This window comes from Dehalogenimonas sp. NIT-SK1 (genome assembly GCF_055384165.1).
In genome coordinates this window covers 959,794-980,441 of the sequence record NZ_AP042352.1, presented here as the reverse complement: position 1 = coordinate 980,441, position 20,648 = coordinate 959,794, and the positions used below count along the sequence as shown (strand labels likewise).

Below are 20,648 nucleotides of genomic sequence, written 5' to 3'. Positions count from 1 at the left end.
ATAGGATTATTCATGGCAAAGTTATGATATTGTTCTGCTTGCCGTAGAAGTTCTATTAGTGCTACAATTTAATCGTATTATTCGTATCAGAGGGAGTAAGCACCATGCCTATCTATGAGTATATTTGTCCTCAGTGCCGTCAAACTTTTGAATTAAGAAGACCTTTCAGCGAATGTGATGCAGTAACTCTATGTGAAAAATGCAATGTCGAGTGTGACCGCATCATATCAGCCTTTTCACATGTAACCGCCACTCCTCCTGACCATTATCTTCATGCTAAGGACAAAGCAGCTGAAAAGATGTGGTTGTCTGAGCGCAAAATGGAAGAACAAAAAATTAAAGACCCTGACCCTCTCGCACGTTGGAGACAAGAGCGACAAGAGGCATGTGGCAGAGGCCCCGAAGCCTGGGTGGAATGGGCAAAAGAAGAAATGGCCAGAAAAGAAAAAGAGGCTGATGAACAGAGAACTAAAGAGACCGCGGAACAAGATTACGCTAAATGGGCCTTAAAATCTACAAGTGTTGATCCCAAGGAGAAGGAACGTTATTTAGCTCTTAAAGAATTGGAAAAGATAGAAGCCGAGGAACAGGCACAGAAAGAGAAGATGAAATGGAATCCTCTGACTGAAGCTTGGGAAGAAGATAAAGCCGAATTTGATTATCCGCCCGTATTCAAGCCTCGTGGCGAGAAGAAAGGAAGCCGCTTCGAAAAGAAGAAGAAAACTGGATTGGATGAAGAAGAAGGGATTCCTGAGAACGAGCAGTACTTGTAGCGTGCCAACTGGGCTCGTAGCTCAGTGGCAGAGCGGGCGGCTCATAACCGCTTGGTCGCAGGTTCGAAACCTGCCGAGCCCACCATAAATAAGTTTGTATTGAATAGCGGAAGCGTCTTAAAGATGCTTCCGCTAATTACTCCCATTTTTCGCTAGTTTCCAAATTATTTTTTCAAGTTTATCTGTCCAAGTAAAATCAGATTCTGTATAGGGTATCCAGATTTTATTATTGGAAGCTCTCACAGTTCGGTCAGCCGACAATATCGCATTAATGTCAATGCTTCTATTTTCTTTATTAAAGCTAATTACTATTTGGTTTTCCTGCAATATAATTCTATGTATCTCTGTTGATTTACATAGTAGCTTTAGCCTAATTATATATAAAAGATTGCTAACTTCAACAGGAAATATACCAAACCGATCTTTTATTTCCAACTCCATATCGTTGAGTTCCTGCTTCTCCTGCAGGTTGTTTAGGCGTCGGTATAGATCAATGCGAGCGTTTATACTGCTTATGAAGGTATCAGGGACAAATGCTGATAGGGGCAAGTCGATAATGGGTATATGGTCTCCTGTTGTTGTGTAATCACGGTCAGATTGATAGGAACCCTTTCTGGATTTCAGATCTGATACGGCTTCTCTCAAAAGACTGGAATAAAGATTGAAACCAACTGCTGTTATATGGCCGCTTTGTTTGGTTCCTAATAAAGTGCCAGCTCCGCGAATTTCAAGGTCCCTCATGGCAATTTCATAGCCTGCCCCAAGTTCCCCCGCTTCAAAAATTGTACGCAGGCGCTGTTCAGCATCACGCGTTAATTGCTTGCTCTTTTCGTAAATAAAGTACGCATAAGCAAGATTGACTCCACGGCCCACTCGACCTCTAAGTTGGTATAATTGCGTTAAGCCAAATCTGTCTGCATCATTTACAATTAGAGTATTGGCATTGGGGACATCAAGTCCACTTTCAATAATAGTTGTACAAACGAGAACAACTATTTTACCTTCTGTGAAGTCAGCCATGGCATTTTCCAATTCTTCTTCAGGCATTTGGCCATGGGCTACGATAAATGATGCTTCTTGTACTAGGTTTTGCAGTTTCTCAGCAATTGATTTAATACTTCTAACCTGGTTATGGACAAAATATACTTGTCCATCGCGTTCAAATTCACGCAATATGGCTTCACGTATGAGTTGTTCGTTGTATGCAGTAACAAACGTTTTGATTGGCAGCCTTTCGCCGGGTGGGGTAGAAATCACGCTCATGTCTCTTACCCCTGTGAGTGAAAAATACAATGTCCTGGGAATAGGGGTGGCTGATAGAGTTAGAACATCAATATTTTTACTCATGTTTTTGATGAGTTCTTTGTGCATCACTCCAAATCTTTGTTCCTCATCTATAATAAGCAAGCCGAGATTTAAAAATTTGACGTCTTTTTGGATTAAACGATGCGTACCTATAATAATATCTATAGAGTTGGTTTTTAAAGCTTTTAAAATATTTTGCTGTTCATTGTGATTGCGAAACCGGGAGATGACCTCAACTTCTATGGGGAATGCGGCTAATCTTTTTTTAAAGGTCGAATAATGTTGTTGTGCTAAAATAGTTGTGGGTACTAGAATCGCTACCTGTTTGCCGTCCATTACTGCCTTAAAAGCCGCACGCAAAGCTACTTCAGTCTTACCATAGCCAACATCACCTAATATCAATCGGTCCATGGGCTGGGCTTTTTCCATATCATGTTTTATTTCTGAAATAGCTAAAGCTTGGTCCGGGGTCTCTACATAAGGAAATGATCCCTCAAGTTCCTGTTGCCATAGAGTGTCAGTTGAAAATGCATAACCTGGAACAGTTTGTCTTGTGGCATATAGCTCTATCAACTCTTGAGCTGTTTCTACAGCAGCTTTTTTAGCGTTTTCCTTGGCTAGTGACCATTCCCGTGAACCAAGATTATTTAAATTAGGGTTATCATCGTTTGCGCCGATATAACGACTGATTCGGCTAATTTGGTCGGTAGGTACATACAACCGGTCTCCTTTAGAATACTCAAGAAGAATATATTCCTTTTTAATCTTGGAAACCTCCATGGTAATTACATCCACAAATAGTGCTATCCCATGGTCAATATGTACAACGTAATCACCGCTTCTTAATTCAGGTAACGATAGTTTGGAAGAATTTCTTTGTATAATTGGTTTTCTTTGTTTTTTGGAAAATCCAAATAATTCCTTGTCAGTGAATAAGTAAGTTGTATTTTTAAATATCCAGCCATTTGATATTAAGCTGTGGATAAGAGTAATTGAACCAGATAGAGGGATTGTCTCAATATTATCGACTCGCGAAAATGAGATGTTCCTCTCGCGTAAGAATTCTGCTAATCGGTCTGATTGGTATGAAAATACCAATACACGGTTTCCTTTACTCGATAAATCTCCCACATCTTCAATGAATTTTGGTAAACTGCCTGTATAGTTGGATGTTGTGGTAAACGGAAATTGCTTAACTTGATCTCGATCTAAACCCCAAGAAGACAACTCAATTTTCTGAAATTCCCGTAAATTCATCTTTAGGATATTCCAGTTTAGATACGGGGTAGGGTATTTGGACGGCAATTCACCAGCCGCAATTTTAATTTTTCTAAAGCTTTCAGCTTCTATGTGATGAAATTCAGCAGCTTGATCAATTGACTCCGGTTCATCCATTAAAACTAGTGTATTTTTAGGGAGGTAGTCGATAATACTATTATTGTTGAAGTAGGGAGCCCAGTAATCGGGCATACAAGGTCGGAAACCATTTTTTAGACCATCCAGTTCTTCAGCAAGTTCTGTATTAAATTCGTCATTAAGATTAGCTAGATTTATATTGGGAACATTTTTTGGTTCAAGTATCAATGTAGCGGGATGTATACATATTGATTCAACACTGTGTTTGAAAGAACGCTGGGTGACAGTGTCAAAAAATCTTAAGCTATCAATGGAATTTCCAAAAAACTCGATTCGTACAGGGGCTTTTTCGGTAATAGGAAAGACATCAATAATCCCTCCGCGTCGGGAAAATGTACCAGATTTATCTACAAGATAATCTGATATGTAACCAAGCTTATCCAAGCTATCAGCTATATCGGAAGGGGATTTATTGAGACCCTCTGTTATAAAAAGCCGTGTTTGAAGAAAAAGGGTGGGATCAGGTAGTTTTTTCACAATTGAATTGACGGACGCGACAATAACCTGTCTATTTGACAATTGGTCATTCAATATATTGGTTAGTATTCTGGCACTATCTAATTCAGTATTATTGTCGATTAAGGCTCTTTGGTATGGCAACAATTCTGGTTCAGGAAATAGTTCAACAGGTTTTTCCTTGCCGGTCCATACTCGAATTTGTTCGTACATATGTCGAGCTTTTTCAGCACTTGATACAATGATTATAATGGGTGTTTTATACTCGTAATTGAGAGAGGATATTAAAAAGGGCCTTGCTGATTCAATGACGGATAATTTATTTATGGTCTTTTTTGAATTACTTGCGTGATCCTTTGCCAAAACTCGATAATCAGGATCTTGAAAAAATAATTCAAATAAACCGTTAAAGTTCATTATCTCCTTCAAAAAATAGAAATCCCCAGATTAATTTGACCTTGTAATTGTACAGCAGTGAGCCGGCAGGGACCAACTCATAGTTTTACATAAAACTCGTAGATGGTATAATCTTCAGGTATACTAATATATGAAGGAGTGCAATTAACATTAAAACATTGTTGGATGCTAGCCCAAAACCTGAAAAGGTAATGCTGTTGGGCGTTGATATAACCAAAAATAGAAAAGATAATGAATGGACCGCGGAAGACTCGCTGATAGAACTAGAGCAATTGGTTGAGACAAGCGGGGGTACTGTGGTCGGCAGGATGATCCAAAAGTTGCCATTTTATCAAAAAAACACTTATCTTGGTAAAGGGAAAATACAGGAATTAATTAATAATAAACAGCATTTAGGGTTTAATTCTTTAGTCGTTGATGATGAATTGACGCCAATACAGCAAAAAACCCTTGAAGACTCAATTGGTGTAAAAGTAATAGACCGAGTATCTCTTATATTGGGTATTTTTGCTCAGCACGCACGAACCCGGGAAGGAAAATTGCAGGTTGAATTAGCCCAAAACCAGTATTTATTGCCGAGATTAGCCGGGGCATGGAGTCATCTTGAACGTTTGGGTGGTGGGATAGGGACTCGCGGTCCTGGAGAATCTCAAATAGAAACAGACAGGCGACTGCTACAAAAAAGGATAATCACTTGTAGAGAAAAACTGTCAGATGTTTCTAAACAACGTGATTTATATAGAGACCGACGACGCAGGGAGCAAATACCCATTATTGCCTTGGTTGGGTACACCAACAGTGGAAAGAGCAGCTTACTAAAAGCTTTAACCAAGTCTGATGTATTGGTTGAAGATAAACTATTTGCAACTCTAGATCCTGTTACGCGCCGCATGAGGCTTGATGACGGGAAATCGGTTTTAGTTACTGATACAGTTGGCTTTATTAGAAAACTTCCACCAACTATTGTTAGTGCCTTTCATGCTACACTTGAGGAATTATCCGAAGCGACAATACTCGTTCATGTTATAGACGTCACATCTCCTAAAGCTACTGAACAATTTCGTATGGTGGAGAATTTATTGGAAGATCTTAAGCTTTCAAATAAGCCTAGAATAACTGTTTATAATAAAGTAGACCTTCTACCTGGGATATCAATTGAATGGAAAGAAAGTGAAGTTTTACAGTATTTGGTAGGTTTGGGGGAATATCCACCTGCAGATTCGGTACTAACATCGACAACTTGTCGTTGGGGTTTGCGGGAATTGAGAAAAAAAATAAGTCAAATACTAAATTAATATGTATTATGTAAACACTAGGAAGCAAAGGAGGTTCGCACTATATATGTTATGTATAGTGTTACTGATATTTAATAATAAGTTTACATAAACATTGTCGCTATTTTGGCTTATCTTTTTTTACTTCTGCCGGTAATTCCTCGCCAGTTAGAAAGTTTAGATAGTCCTTTAATTAGGTTAGCATCCGGTACGGTTAAGGATAATCTGATATATCCTTCTCCGTATTCCCCATAGCCATTACCCGGAGTAACAACAACACCAACTTGATCCAGTAATTCCGTAGCGAATGAGGCTGACGTATAACCAGCGGGGACCTTTGCCCAGATATAAAGGGCTGCTTTTGGGACATCGGCTTCCAAGCCCATATCATGAAGGGTTTCCACAATTAAATCACGCCTTCGCTTATATATGGCATTATTTTTAGAGATATCCTCCTGGGAATTGTTTAATGCTTCGATAGCTGCCCATTGGATTGCTTGGGGAATCCCGGAATCGAGATTTGATTTTAATCTTTTTAAAGCGTCTATCATTATTGCGTTGCCAACTACCATTCCAATACGCCAGCCTGTCATATTGTAGCTTTTAGAAAGTGAATGGAATTCAACCCCTATATCCTTGGCGCTTGTAGACTGCAAAAAACTTGGTGCTGTATATCCATCAAATGTGATTTCAGTGTAAGGCCCATCATGACACACAGCAATGTCATTTTTTTTCGCGAACGAAACCACCCTGTTGAAAAATTCAGAATCTGCTATGGCTCCGGTGGGATTATTGGGATAGTTTAACCACATTACCTTCGCTTTTTTTAGCACATCTTGGGGAATAATATTTAAATCCGGCAAAAAAGAATTCCCAGCAGTTAATGGCATCATATATGGTTGTGCATCTGCTAGAGCTGTGCTGATAGAATACACTGGATAAGAAGGGTCCGGCACTAATGCGATCTCACCAGGATTAAGCAGACACCAAGCCATATGCCCAATACCTTCTTTGGAACCAATTAATGGTAATACCTCGGTCTCAGGGTCTAAGTCAACACCAAAACGTTCTAGATACCAGTTAGCTATTGCCTTCCGCAATTCTGGTAACCCCTCAGATTCAGGATAACGGTGATTACCAGCTACAGCTGCCTCCGCACATAGTTTATCAACGATATTTGACGGAGTAGGTAAATCTGGATCACCTATTCCAAAACTGATTATTTCTTCTCCACGGGCCTTTTTTTCCGCTATTTTTTTACTAATGGTGACGAAGAGATAAGGTGGTAAATTTACGATTCTATCTGCGATGTTCATTAAAGATAAACCCTTTCGTACGGTTAACTATTTTTGTATATTAAATATTAATTAGGCCAATTTCCGAAAAATAATATCTCTGCTTTACCAGTTAGGTAGATATCTTCTCCTGGACCATTCCATTCAGCAGTTAATTCTCCACCGGGAAGTTTTATGTTAACAGTGCTGGTTGTATAGCCTAGAATCCAGCTGGCAACTGTCACAGCGCAGGCACCACTACCGCACGCGAGTGTTTCCCCTACGCCTCTTTCCCATACACGCATTTCCAAATTAGTCTTATCAATAATTTGTGCAATTTCAAAATTGGTTTGTTGTGGGAATAGATGATTTTTTTCTACAAGAGGTCCATATTCAGTTAGATGAAATTCTTCCACATTATTCTCAACGAAACAGACCGAATGTGGATTGCCCATTGAAACAAAGGAAAGGTCCAGAGTAGTATCTTCAATAGCCAATGGGTAATTGGCTATCATTCCACATTTTAAATATTTTATATCAGGCTCTATTGATAATGGTATTTGTGTTGCACTAAATTCAGGTACCCCCATACCAATACGTATTTTAGTAACCCCGTTATTAATTTGAATGACAACTTCATGTATGCCCGCAATCGTTTCGATAGTAAAATTTAGAGAATTTGATAAACTTCGAGAGTAAACATAGTTTGCAAGGCACCTCAGACCATTACCACAGGTCTCAGCCTCGGAACCGTCACTGTTAAATATTCGCATACGAAAATCAGCTTTATTTGAAGACAACAGTAGCAAAAGGCCATCTGCGCCGACGCCGTAATGCCTCTGACACATTTTGTTAGCGAGATCGGCCCAGTTAATCTCCTCATTGGTTGCTTCAATAAGGATAAAATCGTTACCGATGCTCTGAACTTTAGTAAAATCCATTTTCTATCTCATCGCTTTCAATGAACGAGTTTATTAACTGTGCTGCATGGAAAATATAGTCTTCTTTTAAATCCAACCAGTGTATATTTGGATTATTTAATCTGAACCAATTGTATTGTTGTCTTATCAATTTGTGTGTCCTGGTTTTTATCTTGTTAATCATATCAGTCAGATTCATTTTGCCTTCTATATAATTGAGTGCTTCCTCATATCCAACGCTCTTAAACGCTGGGGCATTTTTTGGGAAACCTTTATCTAGGATAGATTTTACCTCTTCAATAAAACCTTTTTCTAACATTTTATCAATACGAGAGTCAACTTGGTTATAAAGAGTTTGTCTATCGGTAGTCAATCCAAGGACTAAAATATTATATGTCGGGGGTATCTTTTTGTTCGGAATTAATTTTTGCCCGGAATTTATTCGAATTTCAAGGGCTCGAATGATTCTCCTGGTATTGTTTGGGTGAATTTCTCGGGCAGCTGAAGCATCAATGTTTTGTAACTGTTGAAACAGAGACTCTTTTCCATATGTCTCAATATGTACTTCTAGCTTTTTTCGCAAATCCCAGTCAGGGGCTATTCTTGGTATGCACCAGCCTTCGAGAACTGACCACACATATTGTCCCGTGCCCCCTACTAAGTACGGAATACCTGAACGTGATTGAATTTCATCTATTTTTTTATATGCACACTGTTGGTATTCAGCGATATTAAAAATCTGGTTAGGTAATATTATGTCGAACAAATGATGAGGGGTATTTTTAAAATCTATAGCTGATGGTTTGGCTGTTCCAATATCTAAATATTGGTATACTTGGCGACTATCAGCGTTAACTATTTCCCCTCGGGTTATTTGCGCTAATTCATTTGCTAGTTTGCTCTTGCCAATACCCGTTGGCCCAACTATTGTAACTAAAGGTTTATTCACATTATTACTTTTACTGAAAAAGGAGTAGCTTTCAACTAATTAATGAGGCTTGTCTTATTATTTCCACGAATTGCGTTGGTTTCAGACTCGCCCCCCCTACTAACGCACCGTCTATTTCCGACTGTTGCAAAAATGCACTAATATTGCTGGCATTTACACTACCTCCATATAAGAGAGGTATTTGATTCGCAGTTTCTTGGTTGTAAATTTCAGCCAGTAAGTGGCGTATTTCGGACATAAGGCTATTTACGTTTTTTGCGTCGGCAGCTTTGCCGGACCCAATCGCCCAAATCGGTTCATACGCTATTAGTACATTAGGTGCATCAATTTCAGCGAGGTCTTGTGTCAATTGAGTATGAATTATATTGCGTGTGGCTCCGGCTTCTTTTTGTGATAAGTTTTCCCCGATACAAATTATTGGTTTTATTCCATGCCTCAAAGCAGCTTTGATTTTATAATTGATCGTTTTATCTGATTCTTGGAAATATTGGCGTCTTTCCGAATGTCCTATTAATACATATTGGCATAATTCGGAAAGCATCAGTGGGGATATTTCTCCGGTGAATGCTCCCTGCTCTTCAAAATATACATTCTGTGCGCCAAGTTTGATATGAGTATCGCAAATCAATTCTTTTAGTTTATATAAGGAAATAAATGGAGGGCAGATAATTGTTTCGACATTTACGATTTCTTCAATTTCATAACGCATTTCATTGATGAGTTCAACAGCTTCATCCAATGTTGTATTCATCTTCCAATTGCCCGCTATTACTTTTCTGCGATGATCCATGGTTATTAAGCCCCGTATTTTTTCAATTTCATGGCATTAGCCATAATGATTGGCATAAGTTGTGCTGCTGATATTCTGCCTAATCCACCATTAAGAAATTCTTTTTCAGTAAATTTATTTACATTATCTGACCGGCAATGTTTTGAAAGAAGCATCACAGGAACGGGGTGCCAACTGTGACCACCTAGTGTGGCTGGTGTAGAATGGTCCCCTGTTATAACTAATACATCCGGTTGCATAGATATTATTCTGGGGAGAAACCTGTCCAAATCTTCCAAGGCTTGGACCTTTTGTTGAAAATTGCCATCTTCTCCGGCTGCGTCTGTGTCTTTATAGTGAACAAAAAAATAGTCATAGTCTTTGATAGATTCCTGCAGTGTGTCTATTTGTTCGGAGAAGGTGGTTCCCGTTTGGATAGTGTCCATTCCTACCACATTAGCAAGTCCGCGATACATCGGATAACTGGCTATAGCACATGCGTTGAGTTTGTAGATCTCATCAAAAACAGGAAAATTCGGTTTCCTGGAAAAGCCTCGTAATACCAATCCGTTAGCTGGGTATTTATCTGCTAATACTCGTTGCGCTTTTTTACTAAACTCATTAACAATATTCGCCGTTTTTTCTGCTTGCTTTGCATGAGCTTGCACTCCGACTGGTTTTAAACCGTTTTTTTGAGGATCAGAATCTGTAATTTCGTCCGAAAGTTCCGCACCACGAAAAACGGCTATCAATCGATGATCTTTGACTACCCTGATGATTATTTTTGTTCCCTCAATTTCCATTCCATCCAAAATACTCGCTAATTCGAGGCTTTTTTCGGTTGAAATGCGGTTGGCACGGCGGTCGGTTATTATTCCCTCACTATCTAATGTACATAGATTACCCCTGGCGGCTATATCACCTTCTTTGAGGTGGAAATTAATTCCTAAAGCCTCAAGTATACCGCGTCCGATTTGATATTCAAGTGGATTGTAACCGAATAATCCCAAATGGCCTGGAGCGCTTCCGGGAGTAATCCCAGGAGCCACTGGGTCCAAAAGACCACAAATACTTTTGGATGATAAAAAATCCAAATTTGGGGTGGAAGATATTTCTAGTTCGGTTTTACCAGTACTGGAGTCTTCGAGCCCTCCTAGCCCGTCTAATACAAGCATTATGATCTTACTATCAGTTTTTATTGATAGTTCGCGCATTAATGAAATTTGTCCAATCACTGGGTAACACTCCTGTCTGAAATATTAGTCTTTTTTAAGAGAACTTCTACTCCAGGTAGTTTTTCCCCTGAAAGAAACAGCATTGATGATCCCCCACCTGTAGAAACAAAGCTCATTTTATGGGCCATGTTAAGCTCTGAAACAATTTCAGCTGTGGAACCACCTCCAATAATGGTAGTAGCATGCAGACGCCCGATCACCTCTGCCATTGATTTGGTGCCTTGGGCGAACTGGGGTATTTCATATATTCCCATTGGTCCGTTCCAAAACACTGTTCGACAACGTTCTAGCTCTTTGGTGAACAAACTAATCGTTAGAAGACCTATATCAACAATTCGATCTGTTATGGAAATTTGTTCAATCGGAACACAGGTACCCTCTGATTCAAGTGATAAACCATTCGCTACAATGACATCTCTTGGCAATATTAGTCTTATACCATATTTTTTTGCTTTGGCAATAATCTTAATAGCAGATTCAAGATTTTCATCAATAATCGAATGTCCTACTTCATAATTATCGGCTTTTAAAAAAGTGGCTGCCATGCCGCCGCCAACCAGAATTGTATCGACTTTATTTATAATATTTTCAAGGAGTTTAACTTTATCACTAATTTTGGCACCACCAAAAAGCACGCAAAATGGTCTAGAAGGGTTTTCTAATATGTGTCCTAAAGAATCAATTTCTTTTTCCAGTAACAATCCAGCCACAGCTGGTAATTTTTTCGTTACCCCTACTATTGAGGCATGACGTCTGTGAGCAGTCCCAAAAGCGTCATCAACATAAATTTCGCCCAAACTAGATAAACGCTCAGCAAATGCAGGATCATTACCTTCTTCCTCTGGATGAAATCGTAAATTTTCAAGCAGAACAATGTCACCACTTTTCATTGTTTTTACTGCTTTTTCTACTGAGGATCCAATGCATTCGTTAATAAACTTTACCGGGTGCCTCATCAATTGAGATAATCTATCAGCAACAATCTTTAGACTGAGTGAATCGTTTCTTTTTGTATCAGGACGCCCCATATGAGACATTAATATTACTTTAGATCTTTGCTCAAGCAAATATTCTATGGTCGGAATTGCAGCCTTGATACGGCTGTCATCGGTAATTTCCCCTTTGGAATTCAAAGGTACATTAAAATCAACTCTAACTAAAACACGTTTGTTGCTAGCATCGATATCACGTATAGTCAGGGGTTTCATTTGGTCTCCTTGAAATTAACAATTTCAATGAAATTAAATAATTTGAGTCGGTAAAGTGTTTTCGGATATTGAGTCATTCTTGTCTAAAATAAAGGATAAGGTTTCTTGATAAATACCCTCACTATCCAAGTGGTAATCTTTCCGTAACTGATCCTGGGTTCCGTGTTTTACAAATTCATCAGGTATACCAAGACATTTTAACCGTATATCGTTTAAGCCTTCATGTTCAAGGAAAAGTGCGATTTTACTACCTACCCCTCCTTGTATTACGTTTTCTTCAATAACCATAAAATTAGTAGATTCTTCTGTCAGTTGTAGCAACAATTCTTTATCTAGAGGGTTAATATATCTTACATTAACTACGGTTACAGGATAGCCTTCTTTTTCCAGTTTTTCTGCGGCGGACACTGCCATATTAACACTAACCCCAATGGCTAATAGGACTGCTCTTTCTCCGTATCTTATAACTTCAGCTTTACCTATCGGAAGTATCCGCAGTTCGCTATCTAATTTTACTCCGATACCTGCTCCACGGGGGTATCTGATCGCCATTGGAAGGTTGCAGACAGTAGCTGTATAAAGTAAATGCTGTAGTTCGTTTTCATCAGCCGGAGCTGCAATGACAAGGTTGGGAATAAGAGAAAGATATGAAATATCGAAAATACCCTGGTGGGTCTTTCCATCTTCCCCAACAATTCCCCCTCGGTCCAATGCGAAAATTACAGGTAGATTTGGCAATGCCACATCATGAATTATTTGATCAAACGCTCGCTGAAGAAAGGTGGAATACACCGCTACAATTGGAACCATTCCCTCAGAAGCGAGCCCAGCAGCAAAGGTAACTGCGTGCTGTTCGCAAATGCCGACATCATAAACTTGGTTGGGCTTTGCCTTTTGCATATTAACCAAACTGTATCCATCAGGCATGGCAGCTGTAATAACCACCAACTTAGGGTTATTGCTAGCTATTTTTTCTACCGTTTTAGCGAACACCTGGCTGTAATTAAGTATCTCGGCTTCATTTTTGTTATCAATTGTTGGGCTTTTCTTTGGAGATATTCCGTGAAAATGAACAGCATCGATTTCGGCAGGAGCATAGCCTTTTCCTTTAGTAGTAATGACATGAATCAATGTGGGTTTATGCGAATAATTTTTGGTTTGTTCCAAAGCGGAAATTACATCTGTAATATTATGCCCATCAATAGGTCCTATATAGGCAAAACCGAATTCTTCCCATAGTATAGTTGGCATAACCATACGTTTAAAACTACCCTTGATGCGTTGACCAAATTCCCATAAACGGCTGCCTAACCTACTTTTTTTAAGTATACTGCGGCTTTTTTCACTTACACGATAATAACGATGGTCAAACCTTACCTTATTGAAAATACGTGATACTGCCCCTACTGTCGGTGATATGGACATGCCATTATCATTTAAAATAACAATTAAACGCTTACCGAGATGTCCAGCATGGTTAAGGGCTTCAAGAGCCATTCCTCCAGTAATTGCACCATCGCCGATAACAGCTATAACATGATTCTCGTTTTTATTAATCTCTCTGGCTATAGCCATCCCTAACGCGGCAGAAATGGATGTAGAGGCATGCCCGGTAGTAAATGCATCGTATGGACTCTCATCACGGCAAGTAAACCCAGACATGCCATCATATTTTCTTAGAGTAGCGAATTGTTCCCTGCGTCCCGTTAGCAGTTTATGCGCATAACTTTGATGGCCGACGTCCCAGATAATCTTATCTTCTGGGCAGTTAAATACTTTATGTAGTGCGATAGTAAGTTCGACGACACCTAAACTGGATGCCAAATGGCCTCCATTGGCTGTTACTCGGGTGATCATCTCTTCCCGAAGTTCACAAGCCAGACGGTTCAGTTCTTCATCGTCGAGATGCTTTAAGTCGTTTGGGGAATTAATCGTATCCAGTATATTTGACAACAAACCGCCTTTAAAAATCGGTATGGACTAGCGATTATACTAACAGCGGACAATAGCGCTGTCAAGCTAAACCACTCGTGTTGACGGTTGTATGAAGCTCTGATAGACTCCCAAGCACAACATGGAAATACAGCAATATTTTACTGATCTAGGATTCCCTCCAGCATTGGTGGTCATTATTATTGCTGCAATGCCAATTTTAGAGTTGCGTGGCGCGATCCCGATTGCAATTAGTGTTTTTGAGTTCTCCTGGCTGACAGCATTATTCTTGGCGATATTAGGGAATTTATTACCTATACCATTTATTCTGCTTTTCCTGAACTGGGTAACCAGTATACTAAGCCGCATTGCTGTTTTCCAAAAGTTCATTTTCTGGATCTTCAATCATACTAAAAAGCGTACCGGAGTAATTGAAAGATATAAACGGATTGGTTTGACCATTTTTGTTGCCATCCCTTTGCCCATAACCGGCGCTTGGACAGGATCCATTGCAGCGGTACTACTTGGTCTCCCTATCTGGCAATCGTTAATATATATAGCTTTGGGAATAATTACAGCCGGTATAATTGTGACTGCTCTTTCACTTATGGGATGGTATGGGGTGTTGATTATTGTCCTGGTATTTTCAGCCTTGCTGCTTTTTAAGTCTATAAGAGCTTAAACGATATTTTCTTGACCCTTATATAAAGCCAGTGTTAGTATAAAATCATGTCCCAGTAGCTCAGTGGATAGAGCGGCTGCCTTCTAATTCCGAGCCAGTAATACCAAAGCATACTTTTACGTTTGAAACGGTATATTTTGGTGTTACCCTCAAAACCTCTTCTCAAAGCTAAAAGCCCCATTAGTCCAAGCCTATACCAAACAGTTTAACGGCAAATTAACGTCAAAAATAACAGGAGGAAACTAATGGAGAAACTTATGGTTAACACCCCGGAAGCAATTGAAGAGTTCTTGGCAGACCTGGGCAGTGCGGATGAGAATAATGAAGAGCTGCAAAAGGCAGTAAGAGAGTACTGCGCCAAGAAAATAGCGGCCGTTCCTGGCTTAACCGATACAAACTTAGCTCTAGAAGTTATCGGTTTTGAAGAAGGCTGGCTGGCCTCTTCCCTTGTAACTGCTTAGACAAACAAAGGGGGGCAAGTGGTGAATACAAATACCCTTGCCCCCCTTTTTGCGTCCCTAGATTTGGCTTACAGAAAGCCAGTTTCCCGGACTCTAGCCTTAAGAGCTTCCTTGTACTCCATGAAGGTCATACCAAGCTCATTAGCCAGTACTTCAGCCCTTGGCTGATTATTAGCCTTTGCTTTTGCCCTCAATTCGTCGGGATCAAACCCCATCTTCCTTATTCCGTCGTCAGTGCTCACTTCAGGAATACTGCTAGGTAAAGACCCGCCATATCTTGATTCAAGTTGTTTAAGACGATTTTCAAAACTCATTACGCACCTCCTTGTATCAAGCTAACCCTAGATTAAAGCTTCTTCCTTGTTTTTGCAAGAGGCCTTGATGGATGGAGTCAACGATGTCGCGTTCTGTCTGAATTGAGCCGGAAACGTTGACGGTGACGTTAGTGTTTGAGCCGCTGCCACCAAGAACAGGCGCAAATTGACCAACCACGTTGCCCCATTGGGCGTCTGAGAGCTTCCCTGCTTCGTATTGTGCCTTATACATATCGAACTGAGATTGATACCCGGCCAACTCCGCACTTGATATGCTTTGACTGGCTTCAGCCATGCGCTTCTTATCACCGTCACCTATACCAAAGAAGTCACCTATCCCGCCCAAGACGTTAGAGATACCACCGAATACCGTTCCAAGAGCACCACCGGCCAGCTCTGAAATCTTACCTATCAGGTCACCAATGAACTCAATTACAGGTGTTAAGACAATCAATATCTTTTCGAGGATATTGAATAGAGGCTCAAGCACCGGGAGTAAGTTCTTCACCACGTTCAATAAAGGCGTTAAAGCCAATTTAACAAACTTGATGACAGTTTCGAGCGGTATTGCGTCCAGTATTTCAACAAACAGCTCCACTAAAGGCGGTAAAAGGTCCTTTATCAGCTGGCTGATTTCCTTTAACGGCAGTGACTTAATCAGGTCAAGAAACGCATCTGCAAGCGGTTCAAGTGCTGGCATGAGGGCTTGTGCAATCTCATTCATGACCCCTTTCATGGCCGCTTGCACCCTGGTCAAAGCGTCATTGAAACTGGCTGCTGAATTAGCGGCTTCCTGGTCAAACACAATGCCCAGATCATGAGCCTCTTGTCTCATTTCAGCGATAGCCTCAGAGCCGCTTTCAACCATAGGCAATAGTTTCGTACCGGCATCTCCGAACAGGTCAAAAGCTATGGCTGTTCTCTGGGCGGCATCATCAACCCCAGCCAACTCGTGAAGGATAGAATTAAACTTCTCTTCCTGCGGCAAAGCGATAAACTCTTCAACGCTAAGCCCCAGCTGCTCAAGCCTGCGGGTGTAGTTATTCTCCACGCCCTGACCGGCCATATCAGAAACACGAGAAATGCGCCTGATAGCGGCTTCCAAGTCCTGCGAGGTCGCCCCGGATAACTCAGCTATATAGTTCAGCTCTGATAATGCCTCAGTGGCAAAACCTGTCCTTTGCGCCATCTTTTGAACAGCGTCACCAGTATCAGCAAAAGACTTGACCGAAGCCGCGCCAAAACCAATAGCAGCAGTACCAGCCGCGGCCAAACCAATGCCGACAGTTTTAAGAGTGGGGCCAAGTTTGCTTATTTCACCCTTGAAGCCCTTAAGCTGCTTGGTCGCTTGGTCTTCCATTTTAAGAAGAATTGATAATTCAGCCATTATAACACCTCAATTAACAAAGGGGAGGAGCACAAAGGCCCCTCCCCTTCTACTGTTTAGGAGTGCTCTTTGAGCAGCACCAGGGCTTCATTGGACGGCCGTATCAGGTAGCCACCAACACGGGCATGAACCTTGAAACCGACCAGCCCCGCCTCAGCATACAGCTCATTAAGCCGCTGAATTGAAACGCCTTTGCGGTCCAAGATTCGATAACCGTATTTGAAGTTACCGAAGATGGCAATAACGCCTTCAGTGTCGCTCAGGTCATCCATATCGTCCTGGGTATAAATCGGATAGCCCAAGAACGTATTGGGAAGGCCAGCAGCAACGGACGGCTGCCACAGGAAAGGCCCATCATTGGAAGTAGAGCCACCAGAACGGAGCTTGCGCAGCTCAAATTCCGTGGTCGAGTTCACAACCCATGAACTACCCTTCCGGTATTTTGCAGGCACCCCATAAATACACTGCATGAAGTCTTCGACGGTGACAGCACCGGCCGCGGCGGTGGTTTTGGCGTTTGCCAGCAGCGTAGTATCAACCGTGATACCGTCCGGCTGGTCATTGTCGTGACCAGTACCTTTCAAGAAGGCCAAGTTCTCCTTCTCAGCAATCGCCCGGGAGAATGAATCGGAAAGTATCCGCACCAAGTCAAAGTCCGAATCGTCCAGGATATCTTCACCGATTTTAACAAGCCCGTAGAGGTCTTCAACGTACTTGTATTCGGGAGCACCAGGAGTCAAATCAGACTCATTGATCTCAGTACCGGTTTCCAGTTTGCCCCAGTCAACAGAGGCTTCAGTGATGTCACGGACCTTAATCCGGTCTTTATCAATTGACTTCGTTGAAGCCAACTGACGAATGACAACCAGGTCTTCAAGGGAGCGCTGAATCTCAGTTTCAAGAGCTGGTGATACTAGATACTGCCCGGTAGAATCTTCAACCAGGGCTTTTTGTTCGTCCGCATACAGGGAAGGTAACCCCTTACGGATATACTTGAACAATGCCCGGTCACTTTCTGTGAAGCTCTCATTGGGCATTGCCATCATGCCTGCCGGGCTAAGGACAGCGTTTTGCTTGTTGAACTTAAACTCCAGTTGATCCAGTCTTGCGTTGCGCTTCTTCTCCCCTTCGAGGATTTGGGAACATACTTCTTCGACTTTGTTTAATACGTCCATTTGTTTAGTTTCCTTTCTTTCTTTTTTTCTTTGGTTCCATTAAAGAAGTTGAGTGTTTGCACGACTCCACTTTTATTAAGTGCGGCTCTTTCGAGTGCACAGCGTAGGAATTGGGGAGTGGATTAACCGGCTCCCCTTTTCCCACACTTATGGAGGAACCCAATGGAACCTATAATACAGCGGGTTAGGATGTAATTAACCCACGTATTACCGCTAATTTATCATTGTTTTTTTTTACATCTTGAGTAAAGAGCTGCAATAATTCCCTCATATCTTTAATGAACGATACGTTGCTTTTGAATAACTCAGTGGTGATTTGATTCAATAAAAGATGCGCTTTCTTCCAGTCCTGCTGGTCAAGGGCTTCACTGTATTCTTTCCACCGGGCATCTTCATTGAGACTAAGTATTTCGTCAATCTGCTTCCATAGTTTGGATTCTAAAGTTGTCTGATTCATCGTTTTCCACCTTTCATATAACTAATAGATAGCTGTCTTTATTCGTAAATTCCCTTATTGCTGGGAGTGGCTGCCGTTATTTCTGCCGTTAATCTTTCCCTCAATTGCCGTGATCCGGTTCTCCAGTTCAGTCACCTCAAAGCCTTTCAAGATAATCTGGCAAAGATAACCAATGCTCTTGGCCCTGCCCTGGGTATTCGGTAAAGCGCAAGCGTCATTGATGGCATCTTCAATAATGACCAGGACGTCAGCCGGTGACTTGATGCTATAAGAGCCGGTTTCTCCCTTTTGACCATGGCGGCTCAGTCCACCCCGGCGCCGGGCCTCAGCTCTTTCAACCACTACTTGTGAACTATGGAAGTAACAGTGGTCAGAGTCACGCATCTTCGCAGCTGCGCACCGTTCGCCATTTCCCTTAATAAAGGAGCATTGAGTGTCAGTAGTAATATTTTCTTCAATATCCATAAAATTAGTTCCAATTACCCCAACTAATACGGTCTTGGTAATGATGATTTACGATTAAAGGCGTAACAGGTGTTACGGGTGTTACGTAACGGTTACTTTTAGCGTAACGTAACAGGTACCCCCCTTTTAAGGGGTACCCTGTTACGCTGTTACAACAATTTTGATTAACCACTATAAGAAAGCCCCCATCTGCCGTCGTTTAACTTCATGATTTTGTTTTTGTCTTTGAGGCGTTTGGTTGTCATCCTTGTGTTAGCCTCACTAATATCAAGTGCCGCTGCAATATCTTTATTATTCAGAGCTCCTTCACGTAGTAAATCCAGCACCTGGGCTTGAGTACCCATGTCCTTCATAAACCCACTGACGTTCTCCGGCTTCTGATTAGTGGCCTTGAGAGCATGGGCGATGCCGTTATCGTCGATGTCCTCGAAGTCAATGTGTAAGCCCATGGCCTCGTGGATTTTGGCAAACGGTGGTGGCTTGCGGTTGTAGAGGGCAAGGTCGATGGAGTCGTCACCAGCGTCCTGGACCTTCTTGACTTCCCAGACGCACCGGGCCTCGGCTGTGTAGTACTGGTTGCCATAGACGGTGCGTTTCTGATTGTTGTCGCCGTTATCCTTTTTGGTGTGGGCAAGGATAAGGGACGTGGTTTTGAGCTTGCGCCAAGCGTTCCAAAAGTTAAGGGCGGGTTCGGTAGCGTTCAGATCCCCACCGACGGCCATGCCCAGGGAGTCGATGATAACAATGTCGGCACCGGTTTCGACGCACCATTCAACGATCTGCTCGATGTCGTCGGCAAGCGGTCGCTGGCAGCGGCGATAGTAGAAGAGTAGCGGGCCGGTTTCCATGCCCTGCTCAATACACTTGGTGGTCCATGTTACCGTGTTGCGGTCGGTTTCCCAGTCAAGGTAAAGGACTTTAAGCGGTTGCGCCGGTTCGTCCCAGCCCATTGGGTTAAGATGCCACGGTAGCGTCACAGTTCCCGCGACAAGCTGGCTTACCAGTGACTTGCCGCTGGATGGATCGCCGAAGAATATAGTCGGGTAATTTTGGATTAGAAACGGCCTGAGCAGGTAGCGTGGCGGCTCTATTTCGGCTTCTGATGTGTTGATTTCAACCGCTGACTCTCCACGGCGTTGACGGTTCAGGGTATAGAAGCAGGCCTGCTCAAGCATAGTATCCCAGTCAAACTCACCTTTAGTTTTCTTATCTAACTTGGTGGCAAGACGGGTTCGAGTGGTGTCTGAGCTGAAATTAAAAGACGATTGGTGTAAATGGCCAGCTTTTAGGCCTGGTGCCGTTGATGCCACAGTGATTTCGCCTTTGAGTTCGTCACTATGGAACTTTAGCCGCCGCACCTCGATGCAGACCTTCTCTTTTTGCCAGTCGAAATCCAGACCGTTTATTGCTTCAAGAATCCGTGGTAAACTCATGAGCTGGCCCCTGCCCCTAGCAGTTCATCCAATGCTTTTTTGGGTATCAATAGCCTTTTTCCGGCTTTGATAATGGGAAGCGGAAACTCATTCCGCCGGATTAAGTCGTAGCCGCAATTCCTGGAGATACCCAGCTTCTGGAAGGCTTCTTCTGCATTGACTGTCATTCTCTCTGCCATATTAACCCCCTGGTAAAAAATCGTGCTCTCGGAAGCAAAGTTGTTTAAGTTCAGCCTCTGAGTGAAACTCTTGCAGCTCTTCCGGTGTCGGGAAAGAGCTGCGTGTTGGCTCTTTGGGTTCGGGTTCCGACTTTAGCCGGTTTCTTTCAAAAGCCCGTTTAACTCTT

At 41.9% G+C, this 20,648-nt stretch carries 18 protein-coding genes, 1 tRNA gene and 1 pseudogene; 5 read left to right on the top strand and 15 right to left on the bottom strand.

Going from position 1 to position 20,648, the window contains the following annotated elements; translation table 11 throughout:
- Positions 1–104 precede the first annotated feature (104 nt).
- Both ACZ48S_RS05115 and ACZ48S_RS05110 read left to right on the top strand, forming a co-directional pair.
- Positions 105–773, top strand: coding sequence for an FmdB family zinc ribbon protein (locus ACZ48S_RS05115; protein WP_464211556.1), 669 nt, complete (start codon positions 105–107; stop codon positions 771–773).
- A gap of 10 nt (positions 774–783) precedes the next feature.
- A tRNA-Ile gene (locus ACZ48S_RS05110) sits at positions 784–858 on the top strand.
- A gap of 47 nt (positions 859–905) precedes the next feature.
- On the opposite strand, the gene mfd is transcribed toward ACZ48S_RS05110, so the two are convergent.
- Entirely contained in the window at positions 906–4,367 is a 3,462-nt protein-coding gene (mfd, locus tag ACZ48S_RS05105; protein ID WP_464211555.1) for a transcription-repair coupling factor, read from the bottom strand.
- A 191-nt stretch (positions 4,368–4,558) separates the two neighbouring features.
- On the opposite strand from mfd, the gene hflX reads away from it, so the two are divergent.
- A complete protein-coding gene (gene hflX / locus ACZ48S_RS05100; protein ID WP_464211554.1) occupies positions 4,559–5,662 on the top strand; it encodes a GTPase HflX in 1,104 nt (367 codons plus the stop codon).
- A gap of 110 nt (positions 5,663–5,772) precedes the next feature.
- On the opposite strand, the gene ACZ48S_RS05095 is transcribed toward hflX, so the two are convergent.
- Genes ACZ48S_RS05095 through dxs form a run of 7 tightly spaced genes read right to left on the bottom strand, consistent with a single transcriptional unit; the run spans position 5,773 to position 13,949 of the window.
- On the bottom strand, positions 5,773–6,957 hold the full coding sequence (locus tag ACZ48S_RS05095; protein ID WP_464211553.1) for an LL-diaminopimelate aminotransferase: 1,185 nt from the start codon (positions 6,955–6,957) through the stop codon (positions 5,773–5,775).
- Positions 6,958–7,004: 47 nt separating this feature from the next.
- On the bottom strand, positions 7,005–7,856 hold the full coding sequence (gene dapF, locus ACZ48S_RS05090; RefSeq protein WP_464211552.1) for a diaminopimelate epimerase: 852 nt from the start codon (positions 7,854–7,856) through the stop codon (positions 7,005–7,007).
- On the bottom strand, positions 7,843–8,784 hold the full coding sequence (gene miaA, locus ACZ48S_RS05085; protein WP_464211551.1) for a tRNA (adenosine(37)-N6)-dimethylallyltransferase MiaA: 942 nt from the start codon (positions 8,782–8,784) through the stop codon (positions 7,843–7,845). The genes dapF and miaA overlap by 14 nt, the downstream gene beginning before the upstream one ends.
- Positions 8,785–8,815: 31 nt before the next feature.
- Positions 8,816–9,574 (bottom strand): triose-phosphate isomerase, encoded by a 759-nt coding sequence (gene tpiA, locus ACZ48S_RS05080; RefSeq protein WP_464211550.1) that lies wholly within the window; start codon positions 9,572–9,574, stop codon positions 8,816–8,818.
- A gap of 5 nt (positions 9,575–9,579) precedes the next feature.
- Positions 9,580–10,785 carry a 2,3-bisphosphoglycerate-independent phosphoglycerate mutase gene (locus ACZ48S_RS05075; protein WP_464214566.1) on the bottom strand — a complete coding sequence of 402 codons (1,206 nt, stop codon included), beginning with the start codon at positions 10,783–10,785 and terminating at the stop codon, positions 9,580–9,582.
- Positions 10,785–11,996, bottom strand: coding sequence for a phosphoglycerate kinase (locus ACZ48S_RS05070; protein WP_464211549.1), 1,212 nt, complete (start codon positions 11,994–11,996; stop codon positions 10,785–10,787). The genes ACZ48S_RS05075 and ACZ48S_RS05070 overlap by 1 nt, the downstream gene beginning before the upstream one ends.
- A 33-nt stretch (positions 11,997–12,029) precedes the next feature.
- Positions 12,030–13,949: a 1-deoxy-D-xylulose-5-phosphate synthase gene (gene dxs, locus ACZ48S_RS05065; protein WP_464211548.1), complete on the bottom strand. Its 1,920-nt coding sequence runs from the start codon at positions 13,947–13,949 to the stop codon at positions 12,030–12,032.
- Between the two features lie 121 nt (positions 13,950–14,070).
- Here dxs and ACZ48S_RS05060 point away from each other — a divergent pair, with 121 nt between their 5' ends.
- Together ACZ48S_RS05060 and ACZ48S_RS05055 are read left to right on the top strand one after the other, a co-directional pair.
- Entirely contained in the window at positions 14,071–14,610 is a 540-nt protein-coding gene (locus tag ACZ48S_RS05060) for a COG2426 family protein (RefSeq protein WP_464211547.1), read from the top strand.
- Positions 14,611–14,855: 245 nt separating this feature from the next.
- Positions 14,856–15,071 (top strand): hypothetical protein, encoded by a 216-nt coding sequence (locus ACZ48S_RS05055; RefSeq protein WP_464211546.1) that lies wholly within the window; start codon positions 14,856–14,858, stop codon positions 15,069–15,071.
- Between the two features lie 68 nt (positions 15,072–15,139).
- Here the strand turns inward: ACZ48S_RS05055 and ACZ48S_RS05050 are convergent, their stop codons facing one another.
- The 7 genes and pseudogenes from ACZ48S_RS05050 to ACZ48S_RS05020 form a co-directional block, all read right to left on the bottom strand.
- Positions 15,140–15,385, bottom strand: coding sequence for a hypothetical protein (locus ACZ48S_RS05050; RefSeq protein WP_464211544.1), 246 nt, complete (start codon positions 15,383–15,385; stop codon positions 15,140–15,142).
- Between the two features lie 16 nt (positions 15,386–15,401).
- Complete coding sequence (locus ACZ48S_RS05045) at positions 15,402–16,772, bottom strand: phage tail tape measure protein (protein ID WP_464211542.1); 1,371 nt, start codon at positions 16,770–16,772, stop codon at positions 15,402–15,404.
- Between the two features lie 56 nt (positions 16,773–16,828).
- Positions 16,829–17,953: pseudogene (locus ACZ48S_RS05040) on the bottom strand (phage major capsid protein); the annotation flags it as partial.
- Between the two features lie 178 nt (positions 17,954–18,131).
- A complete protein-coding gene (locus ACZ48S_RS05035; protein ID WP_464211540.1) occupies positions 18,132–18,404 on the bottom strand; it encodes a hypothetical protein in 273 nt (90 codons plus the stop codon).
- A 54-nt stretch (positions 18,405–18,458) separates the two neighbouring features.
- Positions 18,459–18,869, bottom strand: a complete 411-nt coding sequence (locus tag ACZ48S_RS05030; protein WP_464211539.1) for a hypothetical protein — start codon at positions 18,867–18,869, stop codon at positions 18,459–18,461.
- A gap of 164 nt (positions 18,870–19,033) precedes the next feature.
- Positions 19,034–20,302 (bottom strand): AAA family ATPase, encoded by a 1,269-nt coding sequence (locus ACZ48S_RS05025; RefSeq protein WP_464211537.1) that lies wholly within the window; start codon positions 20,300–20,302, stop codon positions 19,034–19,036.
- Complete coding sequence (locus ACZ48S_RS05020; protein WP_464211535.1) at positions 20,299–20,481, bottom strand: helix-turn-helix domain-containing protein; 183 nt, start codon at positions 20,479–20,481, stop codon at positions 20,299–20,301. Before ACZ48S_RS05020 ends, ACZ48S_RS05025 begins: the two co-directional genes overlap by 4 nt.
- Positions 20,482–20,648 lie beyond the last annotated feature (167 nt).